This is a genomic window from Cupriavidus sp. C1SS-2L (assembly GCF_057073735.1).
The window spans coordinates 127,436-141,153 of sequence record NZ_CP172708.1 but is presented as its reverse complement, the minus strand read 5'-3'; the positions used below and the strand labels follow the sequence as shown (position 1 = coordinate 141,153).

The 13,718-nt window shown below is 67.1% G+C and carries 14 protein-coding genes; 11 read left to right on the top strand and 3 right to left on the bottom strand.

Annotation, left to right across the window (positions count from 1 at the left end; all coding sequences use genetic code 11):
- Positions 1–35: 35 nt before the first annotated feature.
- The 7 genes from ACIGJG_RS00575 to rfaE2 all read left to right on the top strand — a co-directional run bounded on the left by ACIGJG_RS00575 (position 36) and on the right by rfaE2 (position 7,396).
- Entirely contained in the window at positions 36–1,016 is a 981-nt protein-coding gene (locus ACIGJG_RS00575) for a fumarylacetoacetate hydrolase family protein (RefSeq protein WP_011296301.1), read from the top strand.
- 117 nt (positions 1,017–1,133) lie between these two features.
- Positions 1,134–1,967 (top strand): enoyl-CoA hydratase/isomerase family protein, encoded by an 834-nt coding sequence (locus ACIGJG_RS00570; RefSeq protein WP_483672646.1) that lies wholly within the window; start codon positions 1,134–1,136, stop codon positions 1,965–1,967.
- Positions 1,968–2,041: 74 nt separating this feature from the next.
- Entirely contained in the window at positions 2,042–2,839 is a 798-nt protein-coding gene (locus ACIGJG_RS00565) for a PhaM family polyhydroxyalkanoate granule multifunctional regulatory protein (protein ID WP_041679440.1), read from the top strand.
- A 40-nt stretch (positions 2,840–2,879) separates the two neighbouring features.
- On the top strand, positions 2,880–4,208 hold the full coding sequence (locus ACIGJG_RS00560) for a patatin-like phospholipase family protein (protein WP_483672645.1): 1,329 nt from the start codon (positions 2,880–2,882) through the stop codon (positions 4,206–4,208).
- Positions 4,209–4,367: 159 nt separating this feature from the next.
- Complete coding sequence (locus ACIGJG_RS00555; RefSeq protein ID WP_011296297.1) at positions 4,368–5,222, top strand: ferritin family protein; 855 nt, start codon at positions 4,368–4,370, stop codon at positions 5,220–5,222.
- A 661-nt stretch (positions 5,223–5,883) separates the two neighbouring features.
- Positions 5,884–6,840, top strand: coding sequence for a LysR family transcriptional regulator (locus ACIGJG_RS00550; protein ID WP_140953223.1), 957 nt, complete (start codon positions 5,884–5,886; stop codon positions 6,838–6,840).
- A gap of 61 nt (positions 6,841–6,901) precedes the next feature.
- Positions 6,902–7,396 (top strand): D-glycero-beta-D-manno-heptose 1-phosphate adenylyltransferase, encoded by a 495-nt coding sequence (gene rfaE2 / locus ACIGJG_RS00545; RefSeq protein WP_140953224.1) that lies wholly within the window; start codon positions 6,902–6,904, stop codon positions 7,394–7,396.
- 6 nt (positions 7,397–7,402) lie between these two features.
- Here the strand turns inward: rfaE2 and ACIGJG_RS00540 are convergent, their stop codons facing one another.
- From ACIGJG_RS00540 to ACIGJG_RS00530, 3 genes are all read right to left on the bottom strand, one after another.
- On the bottom strand, positions 7,403–8,188 hold the full coding sequence (locus ACIGJG_RS00540; protein WP_483672644.1) for an SPOR domain-containing protein: 786 nt from the start codon (positions 8,186–8,188) through the stop codon (positions 7,403–7,405).
- Between the two features lie 74 nt (positions 8,189–8,262).
- The gene (locus tag ACIGJG_RS00535) at positions 8,263–9,090 is read right to left on the bottom strand and encodes a type III pantothenate kinase (protein ID WP_140953226.1); all 828 of its coding nucleotides are present in this window, start codon (positions 9,088–9,090) and stop codon (positions 8,263–8,265) included.
- Complete coding sequence (locus tag ACIGJG_RS00530) at positions 9,087–9,947, bottom strand: biotin--[acetyl-CoA-carboxylase] ligase (protein WP_483673095.1); 861 nt, start codon at positions 9,945–9,947, stop codon at positions 9,087–9,089. Before ACIGJG_RS00530 ends, ACIGJG_RS00535 begins: the two co-directional genes overlap by 4 nt.
- Positions 9,948–10,267: 320 nt before the next feature.
- Between ACIGJG_RS00530 and ACIGJG_RS00525 the strand changes: the two genes are divergently transcribed.
- The 4 genes from ACIGJG_RS00525 to ACIGJG_RS00510 are packed head-to-tail and all read left to right on the top strand — an operon-like array spanning position 10,268 to position 13,713.
- Positions 10,268–11,281: an MlaE family ABC transporter permease gene (locus ACIGJG_RS00525; protein ID WP_245001965.1), complete on the top strand. Its 1,014-nt coding sequence runs from the start codon at positions 10,268–10,270 to the stop codon at positions 11,279–11,281.
- Positions 11,278–12,114 carry an ABC transporter ATP-binding protein gene (locus ACIGJG_RS00520; RefSeq protein WP_483672643.1) on the top strand — a complete coding sequence of 279 codons (837 nt, stop codon included), beginning with the start codon at positions 11,278–11,280 and terminating at the stop codon, positions 12,112–12,114. The genes ACIGJG_RS00525 and ACIGJG_RS00520 overlap by 4 nt, the downstream gene beginning before the upstream one ends.
- Positions 12,111–13,052, top strand: a complete 942-nt coding sequence (locus ACIGJG_RS00515; RefSeq protein ID WP_140953228.1) for an MlaD family protein — start codon at positions 12,111–12,113, stop codon at positions 13,050–13,052. Before ACIGJG_RS00520 ends, ACIGJG_RS00515 begins: the two co-directional genes overlap by 4 nt.
- 34 nt (positions 13,053–13,086) lie before the next feature.
- The gene (locus ACIGJG_RS00510) at positions 13,087–13,713 is read left to right on the top strand and encodes an ABC-type transport auxiliary lipoprotein family protein (RefSeq protein WP_483672642.1); all 627 of its coding nucleotides are present in this window, start codon (positions 13,087–13,089) and stop codon (positions 13,711–13,713) included.
- Positions 13,714–13,718: the final 5 nt, after the last annotated feature.

The window sequence follows — 13,718 nt, the reverse complement described above, 5'->3', positions numbered from 1 at the left end:
ACCGCACGCATCGACAGATCAAGCCTCTATCCAACATGAAACTCGCCACCCTCAAGGATGGCTCGCGCGACGGCCAGCTGGTGGTCGTCTCGCGCGACCTGAAGATCGCCCATTACGCCGCCGAGATCGCCGGCAGGCTGCAGACCGTGCTGGACGACTGGGCCTTCTATGCGCCGCAGCTCCAGGACCTGTATGACGCCCTCAACGCGGGCCGCGCGCGCCACCCGTTCGCGTTCGATCCGAAGCACTGCATGGCGCCGCTGCCGCGCGCGTACCAATGGGCCGATGGCTCGGCCTACGTGAATCACGTCGAGCTCGTGCGCAAGGCGCGCGGTGCCGAGATGCCGCCCGAATTCTGGACCGATCCGCTGATGTACCAGGGCGGCTCCGACGATTTCCTCGGCCCCTACGACGACATCGTGTGCGCGAGCGAAACCTTCGGCATCGACTTCGAGGCCGAGGTCGCCGTCATTACCGGCGACGTGAAGATGGGCGCCACGCCCGAGCAGGCTGCCGAAGGCATCCGGCTCGTGATGCTGGCCAACGACGTGTCGCTGCGCAACCTGATCCCGGCCGAACTTGGCAAGGGCTTCGGCTTCTTCCAGAGCAAGCCGGCCACGGCGTTCTCGCCGGTTGCCGTCACGCCCGACGAACTCGGCGACGCGTGGCGCGAGCGCAAGGTGCACCTGCCGATGACCGTGCACTGGAACAGCAAGAAAGTGGGCCAGCCCGATTGCGGCACCGACATGGTGTTCGATTTCGGCCAGCTCATCGCGCATATCTGCAAGACGCGCAATGTGCGCGCGGGCAGCATCGTCGGTTCGGGCACGATTTCGAATGTCGACCGCAAGAAGGGCTACGCCTGCATCGCCGAGAAGCGCATGATCGAGACCATCGAAAACGGCAAGCCGTCGACCGAGTTCATGAAGTTTGGCGATGCGGTGAAGATCGAGATGTTCGACGCGCAGGGCCATTCGGTGTTCGGCGCAATCGACCAGCTCGTCGCGCAACCCTGACGGTCGAGCGCCGGCCAGACAGGGCCGTGCCGGATGTGCATATAATTTACCGACCGGCCGGTTGGTGAATTGTTCCATGCACCCGGCACGGCCCTTTTTCCATTCCACAGGCCTGCCATGACCACACCGACTCCTGCGCCTACACCGCTGTCTTCCCGCTACGAACGCTATCGCGCACTCACGCTGCGCCAGCATGGCCCGATCCTGGAAATCGTCATGGGCGCGGCGCAGTCCGCCAACCAGAAGCTGGCCACCGCGGATGCCAATATGCACCGCGAGCTCGCCGAAATCTGGCGCGATGTATCGGCCGACCCCGACGTGCGCGTGGCGCTGATCCGCGGCGAGGGCAAGGGCTTTTCCGCCGGTGGCGACCTGTCGCTCGTCGAAGACATGGCCAATGATTTCGAGACGCGCACGCGCGTGTGGCACGAGGCGCGCGACCTCGTCTACAACGTCATCAACTGCGACAAGCCGGTGGTCTCGGCCATGCACGGGCCGGCCGTCGGCGCAGGCCTCGTGGCCGGGCTGCTTGCCGATATCTCGATCGCGGCGAAGACCGCGCGCATCGTCGACGGGCACACGCGCCTGGGCGTGGCCGCGGGCGACCATGCGGCGATCGTGTGGCCCCTGCTGTGCGGAATGGCCAAGGCCAAGTACTATCTGATGCTGTGCGAGTCGGTCAGCGGCGAGGAAGCCGAGCGGATCGGCCTGGTCTCGCTGGCGGTGGAAGAGGAAGAACTGGTCGGGCGCGCGCTCGAGGTGGCCAACCGGCTGGCGGCTGGTTCGCAGACGGCGATCCGCTGGACCAAGTACGCTCTCAACAACTGGCTGCGCATGGCCGGTCCCGCTTTCGATTCCTCGCTGGCGCTCGAATTCATGGGCTTTGCCGGCCCCGACGTGCACGAAGGCATGGCGAGCCTGCGCCAGAAGCGGCCGCCTCAGTTCAAGTAGTCCAACCAGATCGGATGGAGACAGACCGCGGCGCCCCTTGCCTGCCCGGCTGCCTCTACCACGGAGCGCGCGACATGTTCGGACAGATTCCCGATTTCACCAACGGCTTCGAGCTCATGAGCAAGCTCTGGGGCACCGGCGCGGGCTTGCCCGGCAGCCTGATGCCCGGCCTGCAGGCGGCCATGACGCCGCCCATGAACCTGGAAGACCTCGACAAGCGCATTCATGACCTGAAGGCGGTGGAAGGCTGGCTGCAACTGAACACCAACCTGCTGCATACCACCATCCAGGGCCTGGAGGTACAGCGCGCCACGCTGGTCGCGCTGCAGACCTTCGGCAATGCGCTTTCGCCGGAAGCCATGCAAAGCGCCATGGAAAACGTGGCCCGCACCGCCAACGCGCCGAGCGCCTCGCCGCCGCCACGCCCTGCCGCCGACGAGAAGCCGGCACAGCAGGCCGCGCCTGCGGAAGACGCGCCGGCACCCGGTGCGCAGGCGGAAGCTGCCAGCCAGGCCGCGGAGTCCGCCTTGCCGCCCAATGCGTCGCTATGGTGGGACATGCTGCAACAGCAGTTCAACCAGATCGCGAGCGGCGCCGCCGCGGCCAGCATGGCGCCGTTCGGCATGGGCGGCTTTGCCGCCCATGCGCCAGACGCATCTGCCACGGCTGCAAAGCCGGCGGCCAAGACGGCCACCGCGGGCAAGACCGCAGGTGAACCGGCGCCGAGGAACGGCGCCGCCGCCAAGAGCCCGGCCAAGGGCGCCACGAAGGCCGCACCCAAGAGCACTGCCGCCCGCAAGAAACCGGCGGACGCCGCCAAGGCAGCCAAGTCCAACGGCGCTCCCGGCACTCCGGACGGCGGCGAGGAATAAGCCTGCCTGCATCGGGTCGCTCGCCCCCCCAACAAACCGCATGCACAGAGACAGTTTCCCCAGCCACGAAGCTGCACACGTCCAGGCGCGCCACGGCAGCGTGACGCGCAATGCCACCGCGCTGATCATGATGGGCGGCGGCGCGCGCGCGGCCTACCAGGCCGGCGTGCTGAGCGGCGTGGCCCGCATTGCGGCACAGCATGGGCGCGGCCATGACCCGATCCCGTTCGGCATCGTGGCCGGTACGTCGGCGGGCGCGATCAACGGTGCGGGACTGGCCATCCAGGCGGCGAACTTCCAGGCCGCCGCGGACAGCCTGTCGGCACTCTGGCACGGCATCCACACCGACGACGTCTATCGCACCGACGTGCTGCGCGCGGGCGTGTCAGGAGCGCGGTGGCTGTCCGCACTGGCGTTCGGCTGGGTCACCCACCGGCGTGCGCCGCGCGCCCTGCTCGACAACGCGCCGCTGGGCAGCATGCTGGACGAGCTGTTCGAAGGTCACCGCATCCAGGCTAGCCTCGACGCCGGCGTGCTTCAGGCCTTCGCGGTCACCGCGCTGTCGTACAGCACTGGCAGGCATGTGACGTTCTACCAGTCGCACCGGCGCATCCATCCATGGCACCGCAGCCAGCGCATCGCCGTCCCGGCGCAGATCACGGTGGACCACCTGCTGGCCTCGGCCTCCATCCCGTTCCTGTTCCCGGCCATGGCGCTGGAACTCGACGGCCACCACGAGTGGTTTGGCGACGGCACCATGCGCCAGATGTCGCCGCTGTCGCCGGCGATCCATCTTGGGGCTTCGCGCGTCCTGGCCATCGGCTCGGCGTCGCGGCAGCGTCCGGGGTGGTTCGATACCGTGCCCGCGGGTGGCTATCCGTCGCTGGCGCAGGTGGGCGGACAGGCGCTCGCCAGCATCTTCCTGGACGGGCTTTCCGCTGACCTCGAGCGCCTGCTCCATATCAACCGGCTGCTCGCGCGCATGCCGGAACTGGCGGGCGACGCAGAAGGCTGGCGCCCCGTGCAGGTCATGACGATTTCGCCGAGCGAGCCGATCGAGGCCATTGCCGCCGATCACCTGCAGCAATTGCCGCGCACGGTGCGAGCACTGCTGACCCCGCTGGGCGGCACGGAGGCACGCGGCGCCGCTTTTGCGAGTTACCTGCTGTTCGAGCCCGAGTTCACGCAGTCCCTGATCGCGCTTGGCGAGCGCGATGCCGCCGCACAGGCCGACGAGCTGGCTTCCTTCCTCTACGGCATCATTCCCGGCACTTCTTCGCGGCCCTCCCCGGGGTCCGGACCCGCCGCGCTGGCCGTGCAGGAACCCGTTCTGCAGGCCGCCGGCGAACTGCCCAAGCGCCGCCACTGACACATTACTGTATGTCAACGCCGTTAATCGCCCAAAAATGACTTCGAATCCGCACGAACCGTAGAGATAGTCGTTGCATTTGCGGCGATCCGCCCTAAAAAAGGGAATAGAGAATAATTCGCATCTGGTAGAATCCGCCCGTAATTTCAAAGGCTTACCATGCTCTACCCCGAACTGTTCAAATCGTTGGAAGCGGTCCGCTGGCACATGGACAAGGACATCCCCTGGGACACCTTCGACGCCAGCCTGCTGACGGACGACCAGGCCAAGACCATCCGCATGAACGCCATCACGGAATGGTCGGCCCTGCCGGCAACGGAGATGTTCCTGCGCGACAACCGCCACGACTCCGACTTTTCGGCCTTCATGAGCATCTGGTTCTTTGAAGAGCAGAAGCATTCGCTCGTACTGATGGAGTACCTGCGCCGCTTTCGCCCGGACCTGGTGCCGACCGAGGAAGAGCTGCACGCCGTGCGCTTCGAGTTCGACCCGGCTCCGCCGCTCGAAACGCTGATGCTGCACTTCTGCGGCGAAATCCGCCTGAACCACTGGTACCGCCGTGCGGCCGAATGGCACTCGGAACCGGTCATCAAGCATATCTACCGCACGCTGTCGCAGGACGAAGCGCGCCATGGCGGCGCCTACCTGCGCTACATGAAGAAGTATCTGTCGCAGTTCGGCGACAACGCGCGCTCCGCGTTTGCCAAGATCGGCGTGCTGATGGCGTCGGCGCGCCGCACCGAGAAGCCGCTGCACCCGACCAACCTGCACGTCAACAAGGCGCTGTTCCCGAACGACACGGTGCAGTCGCGACTGCCGGATCCGGACTGGCTCGAGAAGTGGCTGGACGAACAGATCCGCTTCGACGAAGGCTGGGAGAAGAAGGTCATCGAACGGATCCTGCACAATATGTCGCTGCTGTTCGAACGCACCTTCGAGACGGTGCAGGACCTGAACCGCTACCGCAAGGAACTGAATGCGCGCCTGCAAGCTGGCGGCGAGCAGCCGGCATAAGCCGCGAAACCTTCCTCGCTGACCTGAAAGCCCCGTCGATTCGATGGGGCTTTTTCATTGGTGCCCGTCATTTTCGCGCACCCCATCGGCGCGCACGCTTAATCCGTCAGAAAAAGCGCGCCGACACAATTCTCGTGTAGCCACGCAGGGATCGGCAGTAAATACGTGCCCGCAGTCGGCCGCTACTGGCCAGGGCGCAAGATGCTACAGAACATATCGGCCGACGCGGTAGTAGCGGGTTACTACATAGGCCTCGATCTGTCGGCCCATACTCTTCGGAGTGCCGCCTGCAGCATGGGTAAGCGGCATTTCAACGAAACTTTTGAAATCACGAAAAAGAAAAAATAAATCACCTGCATTGGTCGATGTGGTAATTGGCGCCGATTATCAATGTTCACCCTTTCAAACATTAGACGATTTAATCTAGTCATTTTGTAAGGCTTTGAAATATACGATAAGATAATCACGCCTCCCGACCCGGCGAGGCACTTACCGCAGTGCTCCTACCCCGAAAGGGTGAGTCATTCCCGTTTGTCGAAGGGATCCCATTTCGCATATCGGTGCTTCCGCAAAGTATGGAAACCACCAGATATGGCCCGCCCAAGGCCGGGCGGCAATTTCATTCAGGCGCGCGGCAACATAATCGTTGGGGGGTTCGATATTGCGTCACATTGATTTCAAGGCGCTCGACGTTTTTCTCCACGTCATGCGCCACGGCAGCATCGGCAACGCCGCTGCGGCACTCGGCATGCGCGCGCCCACGGTCGTGTATGCGATCCGCAAGCTGCGCGAAGTCACCGGCGACGAGCTGTTCCTGGAGCGTCGGGGCAACCTGGTTCCCACGGCGCGCGGGCTGAAACTGGAGAAAGCCGCATCCGGCATGCTGCAAAGCTGGCACGGCCTGATCGAACACAACCGGCAGGCGCCACGGGAAACCGGACCGCGGCAGACCATGCGCATCGGGTTGTCGATGGCGCTTGGCGATCCGGCCCTGACGCAGGTCCTGGCGCGGCTGTCGGCGGCCCTGCCCGAGCGCCAGATCGTCTCGAGCGTGCTCGAAAATGGCCGGCAGGTGGGACAGGCCCTGCGCAAGGGACTGATCGATTGCGCGGTCACGGTCGACGGCGTGGTATCGCTGGACGGCATCGCGGCCGAGCACATGCTGATGGCGCAGCGCTGCCTGATCGGCCTGCCGCTGGCGGAAACCGGAAACGAGGACCACGATCCCCGAGAACACTGGACGCTGCTCAGCGACGACGCCGATCACGACAGCGCCGTGCGGCGCTACCTGGCGAATACCACGGGCGGCGTGCGGCTGACGGTGGCGCCGTCCTGGAACGGGCAGCTGGCGCTGTGGCGCTCGCGCGGCGGACTGACGCCGGTGCTGAAGTTCAACGTCCCGTGGATCGACGGTGCCAGCGCGGCGTATATCACCGAGGTGCCGCACGGCTTTCCGGCCTGGGGCAACGTGAGCTTGTTCTACCTGGCCGGCTGCGCCGAGGCACCCTGGCTGGCCACGGTGCGCAGGGAATTTCTGGCGGTGCTGCGCGGCATTGCGGCGGCCACGATGCCGCTGCCGGCCAATGACGCGCTGCTGCCGCTGTTGCGCGCAGGCTGATCCGGCCGCAGCGTCGCCAAGCCGGGGTACCATTCCGGGGATGAGAAACCTGGCCCCAGACATGTCCGTACCCGCCTTCGAATCCAAACTGACCCCGCCCGACGACGTTGCCGCGCTGGCCGCGCGCATTGCTACGCTGCCGCGCCCGCTGGTGTTTACCAATGGCGTCTTCGACATCATGCACCGCGGCCACGCCACCTACCTGGCCCAGGCGCGCGAGCTCGGCGCCAGCCTGGTCGTGGGCGTCAACAGCGACGCCTCGGTCAGGATGCTTGGCAAGGGCGACGACCGCCCGCTGAACCATGAATCCGACCGCATGGCGCTGCTGGCCGCGCTGGCGTCAGTCGACCTGGTGGCGATGTTCCGCGAGCAGACCCCGGTGGAGCTGATCCGCCAGGTGCGTCCCGATATCTATGTAAAGGGCGGCGACTACGATATCGACACGCTCGAAGAAACGCGCCTGGTGCGCAGCTGGGGCGGCACGGCGATTGCCATCCCGTTCCTGCACGACCGCTCGACCACCAAGCTGCTGACCAAGGTCAGGCAGCATGGCTGAGCGCCTTCAGGCGGCGCCGCAGGCCAGCAAGGTTTCGGCGCCGTAGCGCTGCCGCATGTCATTGAGCCGGGCGCGCGCAGCGTCGTCGGCGCCGCGCACGCGCAGCCACTGGCGCGTGAACGGGTGCGGGGCGTCCGCCAGCACCGCGGTGCGCACGCCCTGCCCGCGCAGCGTTTCCATGTAGTGCTCGGCGGGCTCACGTTCGCGGAACAGGCCCAGCGACACGGTGAAGGACTCCGCCTCGGCCGAGCCGCTGGTCACCACCGAATAGTCCGTCACATTGCGGCGGCGCAGTTCGGCCAGCTTTCGCTCAAGGTTCTCGCGCGTCGGCTGGGGCGGCAGGTGGATCCACCAGCGCACCTGTTCGCGGCGCTCGAATTGCTCGACCTGCCAGGATCCGCCTGACAAGTCCTCCGCCGCGCGGCGGACCGCCTGCGCGCTGAATCCGCCGATTTCCACGCACTGGTCCTCGCTGGCCGCAACTGCCACGCGCTTTGTCGCCGCCGCGAGCACCTTGCCGGCCGGCCCGGCACCGCGCGCCTCCGGCTCGGGCACCGCGCCGGAGGCGGGTCGGTTTGGTTGGGCCGGTTGAAGCTCCATGCGTTCGGTACGCACCTGCTGCCGCAGCCGCGCCGGTTCGCGCGGCGTGCCAGACCAGTCCGACAGCGGATCCGGGCCGAACACGCCCAGCACGGCCGCAAGCAGGACGACGTTGGCGAGCAGCAGCAGCAGCAGCAGCGGCAGCGAGATCGACAGCCATCGCGGCTGGTCGGGCGGATCTAGGCGGAACATGGGGGCGGCGCGTTGGGAAAGGGTCGGCGCGTTGACGATGGCGGAATCACCGAGATGCGGCGGCAGAGCTGCGCTCAGGCCGTTGCCATTGCATGCAGGCCGAGCAACACGAGATTATCGTGCATCTCGAATGGCACAGCGAGCGCCCCGGCCAATGCGTGTCGCGCGCCGCCCGACAGCAGGCAGCGCGTCGGCCCGCGTTCGCTCAGCGTGCGCCACGTCCGCTCGATGGCGCCGGCCTGCGCGGCCAGGCAGCCAGCGGCAATGGCATCGTGCGTGTTGTCGGCCCACGGCAGGCGCGAGGCGGCCGCGGTGCCGGTGTCCTCTACATCCAGCGCCGGCAGTTGCGCGGTATTGCGCGCAAGCGTGGCCAGCATCAGCGCCAGGCCCGGCAGGATCAGCCCGCCTTCGAAGCGGCCCTGCCCGCCAGGCTGCGCCGTGACGATATCGAGCGTCGTCGCCGTGCCGGCCGTGACGATCAGCAGCGTCTCGCCGGGGAGCCAGCGGTGCGCGCCGATGCTGCCGACCCAACGGTCCACGCCGAGTTGCGTGGGCTCGCGGTAGCCGCTGACGAGACTCCCATGGGCGGCGGCGCTGCGCACCCATTGCACCGATGCGCCATCGCCAAATGCTGCGTTGAGCGCGGCATCGACCTGGCCGGCAATCACCGGCCCGGCCACATTGGTAATCCATACCGACGGAACCGGACCCTCGCCGCGCAGGTTGCGCAATGCGGCAGCCAGCGTGCTCATGGCGCTGTCGTCGGTATGCGTGACCGCGCCGCTGTGCTGCCATGGCGTCGGCAGCCGGCCCGGTTCCTGCACGGCGACCTCGCCGGCATTGCACCAGGCCCATTTGAGGCGCGTATTGCCGATATCGATCAGCAGCACGGGTGCGCTCATGCCGCGCCTCCGGCCGGCCGCAACGACAGCTCGCCACTGGTAATGCGTTCGAGACCGGCAGGCGTTTCCAGCAGCAGATGGCCCTCGCCGTCGACGCCCCGGGCCATGCCTTCAGCCAGTACCTGGCCATCATGCAGAAGCCGCACGGGCTGGTCGCGATAGGCATCGCGTGCCGACCACTCGGCCGCCATCGGCGCGAAACCGTGCGCGACGAACGCATCGCGCATGGCGCCGAGCCGCCTGAGCACGGCGACCAGCAGCCGGGTCGCGTCGCGCTGCGCGTCGAAACCCGGCATGGCTTCGGCCACGCCGGCCAGTTCCCGTCCGAGCGCGACCTCCATCTGCGCATCGCGCACCAGGTTCAGGCCGATGCCGATCACGGCCCACACGCGCTGTGGCCCGGCCGGCACGGCTTCGATCAGGATGCCGGCGAGCTTGCGCCCGTCGATCTGCAGGTCGTTCGGCCACTTCAAGCCGACGCGCGCGCCCAGGGCCGCCTCGACATCGCCAAGCGCCTGCGCCAGCGCGAGCCCGACGCCCAGGCTCAGGCCGCTCAGTCGGGACGGCGACAGCTCAAGCGGCAGCGCCACCGAGAACGTCAGGCCCGCCTGCCCCTGCCACGGGCGGCCCTGCCGGCCGCGGCCAGCGGTCTGGCGATAGGCCAGGCGAAGGGTGCCGGCGTCCGACCACGGCGCCTGCCGGCAGGCCTGCGTCAGGTCGGCGTTGGTGGAACCGGTCTCTTCGACCAGGTCGAGCGTCCATGCCTGGAGCGCCTGCGGCAACGCGGCCCGCAGGGCGTCGGCGTCAATGCGCCAGGATTGCAGGCTGGCGGGTTGCGATTCGGGGGCGGTGGTCATGGCAAGCGTGGAAAAGACGTCGGGACGTGGGGACGCGGCGTAGACGCCGATAAACATGTCGGATTGCGCCGGTCTGGCCGGCCCCGGAACCGCCGCGAGGCGCGCGCCGGCTCAAGGCCGCATTGTAGCCGCCGGTGCCCTTTCCTCGCGCCACCCCGGCCTGTGGCTTAGAATCGGGACTAAGCCATCACATTGCCCAGCCCTTGGAACGCCAGACGACGCCTGCCTTCAACATCACGCGCCAGGACGGAGCCGTCAGTGTGCAGCTATGTGGCGACTGGACCGCGCTCGGCCTGGCTGGATGCCACCAGGCTCGCGCCATGCGCTCGCGCCTGCACGAGCTCTGCCAGACGCCGGACGATGCGCACTGGTCGCTGGCCGGCGTGGACAAGCTCGACCATATCGGCGGGCAGCTGCTGTGGCAGGCGTGGAACGGCAAGCTGCCGCAGCGGCTCGACGCCAGCGAAGGGCAGCGCCGCGTGTTCGAGCGCATCGCCGACCTGCATGCCGACGGCTGGAAGAAGCATATCGTCGAGCGCTTCAACCCGATCACGGTGTTCGGCGCCTCGGTCCTGTCTTTTTTCGCGCAGGCCGCCAACGGCGTCAGCATGCTGGGGCAACTCACGTTCGACCTGATCCGCTTCGCGCGCATGCCGCAGCGCGGCCCGTGGCGCGAGATCTCGGCCAACATCTACAACATCGGGTACAAGGCGCTTGGCATCACGGCGCTGGTCGGCTTCCTGATCGGCATCGTACTGTCGTACCTGTCGGCCAACCAGTTGCGCACGTTCGGCGCGAGTACCTTTATCGTCAACATCCTGGGCATGGCCGTGATCCGCGAGCTGGGCCCCGTGCTGGCCGCCATCCTCGTCGCCGGGCGTTCGGGCTCGGCCATCACGGCGCAGATCGGCGTGATGCGCGTGACAGAGGAGCTCGACGCCATGCGCGTGATGGGCATCTCGCACGGCTTCCGCCTGATCATGCCGCGCGTGATCGCACTGGCTGTCTGCATGCCGCTGCTGGTGGCGTGGACGGACGTACTGGCACTGGCCGGAGGCATCATCGCCGCGCGCATGCAGCTTGGCATCAGTCCGACGTTTTTCCTGCGCGCGCTGCCCGATGCCGTGCCCGTGGCCAACCTGTGGCTGGGCCTGGGCAAGGGGGTGGCCTTCGGCATCCTGATCGGCCTCGCGGCGTGCCACTTCGGCCTGCGTATCAAGCCCAACACGCAAAGCCTCGGTGAAGGCACCACCGCATCGGTCGTGGTGTCAATCACGATCGTGATCGTGGCCGATGCCATCTTCGCCGTGATGTTCAAGGATGTCGGCCTGTGAACGCGCCAACGACAACCTCCGAACTGGCGCAGCGGGCTGAGCCGATCATCGAGGTCCGCAACCTCGTCAAGCGCTACGGCAAGGCCGTGGTGCACGACGGCGTGAACCTCGATGTGTACCGCGGCGAAGTGCTGTCGATCGTCGGTGGCTCGGGCAGCGGCAAGACCGTACTGGTGCGGCAGATCGTCGGACTGGAGCGGCCGACCTCGGGGTCGGTCCGCATCTTCGGCGAAGACCCGACGCGCCTGAAGCCCTCGCAGCTGCAGGCGCTGCGCAACCGCTGGGGATTGCAGTTCCAGGGGGGCGCGCTGTTCTCGGCGCTGTCGGTCATCGACAACATTGCACTGCCGCTGCGTGAACTCCGCGCCCTTCCCGACAATCTCATCTGTCAGGCAGCCTTGCTCAAGCTGCAGATGGTGGGCTTGTCGGCGCGCGACGCAGACAAGATGCCGGCCGATCTTTCGGGCGGCATGACCAAGCGCGTGGCACTGGCACGCGCGCTGTCGCTGGAGCCGGAACTGGTGTTCCTAGACGAGCCAACCGCCGGACTCGATCCGATGGCGTCCGACGACTACGTGGCGCTGATCCGCGAACTGCGCCGCGAACTCGGCCTGACCGTGGTGATGATCACGCACGACCTGGACACGCTGGTGGCGCTGTCCGACCGCGTGGCCGTGCTCGCCGACCACAAGGTGCTGGCCGCGGCGCCGATCGAGGAGGTCGTCAAGGTGGACCACCCGTTCATCCGCGAATACTTCCTCGGCGAACGAGCGCAGCGCGCGATGCAGGCCCTGCACCAGGCCCGCGGCGACCGGCAATCTGGAGAAGCATGATGGAAAACAAGTCACACGCGTTCCTTGCCGGCGTGTTCACGATCGGCCTGGCCGTGCTGGTGCTGTTCGCGATTTTCTGGTTCAGCAGCGACCACGCCGTACGCGTGCCGTATGACCTCGTTACGCGCTCGACGGTCAATGGCCTGGGTCCGCAGGCAGACGTGAAGTACCGCGGCCTGGAGGTGGGCAAGGTGGTGTCGATTCGTTTCGATCCGCAGGTGCCGGGCCAGATCATCGTGCGCGTCAATGTGAACCAGGACACGCCGATCACGCGCACGACCTATGCCACGCTCGGCTTCCAGGGCGTGACCGGCATCGCTTACGTGCAGCTCGACGACACCGCCGCGGAAGAAGGCAACGGCGCCTCGCCGCCGCTGCACACCTCGCCCAAGGCCGTGGCACGCATCGCCATGCGCCCGGGATTTTTCGAGGAACTGGAAAAGCGCGGCGATTCGCTGCTGACGCAGGTCGAAACGATGATGACCTCACTCAACGACATGTTCCAGGGCGGCAACCGCGCCGAGCTGATGGCAGCCATTCGCTCGATCCACAAGACGGCCGAAGATTACTCGAAACTCTCCGACTCGCTCGCGCCCGCCGCGGCGCGGCTGCCGAAGGTCGCGGAAAACCTCAACGCAACGCTGGAATCGACACGCAAGCTCACGCACGAATTGTCCAACCCGAACGGCACGGTGCTGCGCACCGTCGATACGGTCGGGCGCGACCTCCAAGGCGCGGCCGCGTCGATCCAGTCCGCGGCCGGCACGCTGAGCCAGGAAACGCTGCCGCAGGTCAACGGCCTGGCGCGCGACGCGCGACAGACCATGCGCACCTTCGACCGCGCCGCCGGACAGTTCAGCGACAGCCCCAACAGCCTGCTGTTCGGTTCGCCGACGCCCGTGCCTGGCCCGGGCGAGCCCGGCTTCAGCGCACCGTGACCGCCATGCCCGCCCTGACCCACCGAGGCCAACCGTGACATCGACACCAGACCTGCCCACCGCCCGCCGCGCCGCCAGGACCCTGCTCGCCGCGCTGGCCATCGTGTCCGCGCTGCCGGGCTGCTCGCTCACACGCGCATCAGCGCCCGTCATCACCTATGACCTGGGCCCGCCGCTGTCCACGCAAGCGGCAGCCGGCACGCTGCCCAAGCTCCGCATCGCGCAGACCGACGGCCCGACGTGGATGGAAAGCAATGCGCTGTACTACCGCCTGCAGTATTCGCAGGCCCAGCGGATGCAGTCCTATGCGACGCAGCGCTGGGTCATCCCGCCCACGCAGCTGTTCGACGGCCGCCTGCGCGAAGCCGTGGCCGCGCGCGGCGCGCTGACCTGGTTTGGCGACACCTCGGTCCCCGCGCTCAAGGTCGACATGCTTGAATTCGAGCAGGTGTTCGACAGCGCGACGGACAGCCGCGGCGTGGTGCGCGTGCGCGCCACCGTGTACCAGCACGGCATGATCGGCCAGCAGACCTTCACCGCGCGCGAACCGGCACCGAGCGCCGACGGCTCGGGCGGCGTCAAGGCACTGGCGGACGCGACCGACAAGGTCATTGCCGACATGCTGGCGTGGGCGGCCGGGCTGCCCTTGCAGGGCAAGTAAGGAAG

What these genes read in the sequence shown, in the direction of transcription:
- ACIGJG_RS00540 (WP_483672644.1), bottom strand. Translation starts at nt 8,188, where the DNA reads ATGTTCCGCCTAGATCCGCCCGACCAGCCGCGATGGCTGTCGATCTCG.
- ACIGJG_RS00525 (WP_245001965.1), top strand. Translation starts at nt 10,268, where the DNA reads ATGCGCTCGCGCCTGCACGAGCTCTGCCAGACGCCGGACGATGCGCAC.
- ACIGJG_RS00565 (WP_041679440.1), top strand. Translation starts at nt 2,042, where the DNA reads ATGTTCGGACAGATTCCCGATTTCACCAACGGCTTCGAGCTCATGAGC.
- ACIGJG_RS00530 (WP_483673095.1), bottom strand. Translation starts at nt 9,947, where the DNA reads ATGACCACCGCCCCCGAATCGCAACCCGCCAGCCTGCAATCCTGGCGC.
- ACIGJG_RS00555 (WP_011296297.1), top strand. Translation starts at nt 4,368, where the DNA reads ATGCTCTACCCCGAACTGTTCAAATCGTTGGAAGCGGTCCGCTGGCAC.
- ACIGJG_RS00535 (WP_140953226.1), bottom strand. Translation starts at nt 9,090, where the DNA reads ATGAGCGCACCCGTGCTGCTGATCGATATCGGCAATACGCGCCTCAAA.
- ACIGJG_RS00560 (WP_483672645.1), top strand. Translation starts at nt 2,880, where the DNA reads ATGCACAGAGACAGTTTCCCCAGCCACGAAGCTGCACACGTCCAGGCG.
- ACIGJG_RS00575 (WP_011296301.1), top strand. Translation starts at nt 36, where the DNA reads ATGAAACTCGCCACCCTCAAGGATGGCTCGCGCGACGGCCAGCTGGTG.
- ACIGJG_RS00570 (WP_483672646.1), top strand. Translation starts at nt 1,134, where the DNA reads ATGACCACACCGACTCCTGCGCCTACACCGCTGTCTTCCCGCTACGAA.
- ACIGJG_RS00515 (WP_140953228.1), top strand. Translation starts at nt 12,111, where the DNA reads ATGATGGAAAACAAGTCACACGCGTTCCTTGCCGGCGTGTTCACGATC.
- rfaE2 (WP_140953224.1), top strand. Translation starts at nt 6,902, where the DNA reads ATGTCCGTACCCGCCTTCGAATCCAAACTGACCCCGCCCGACGACGTT.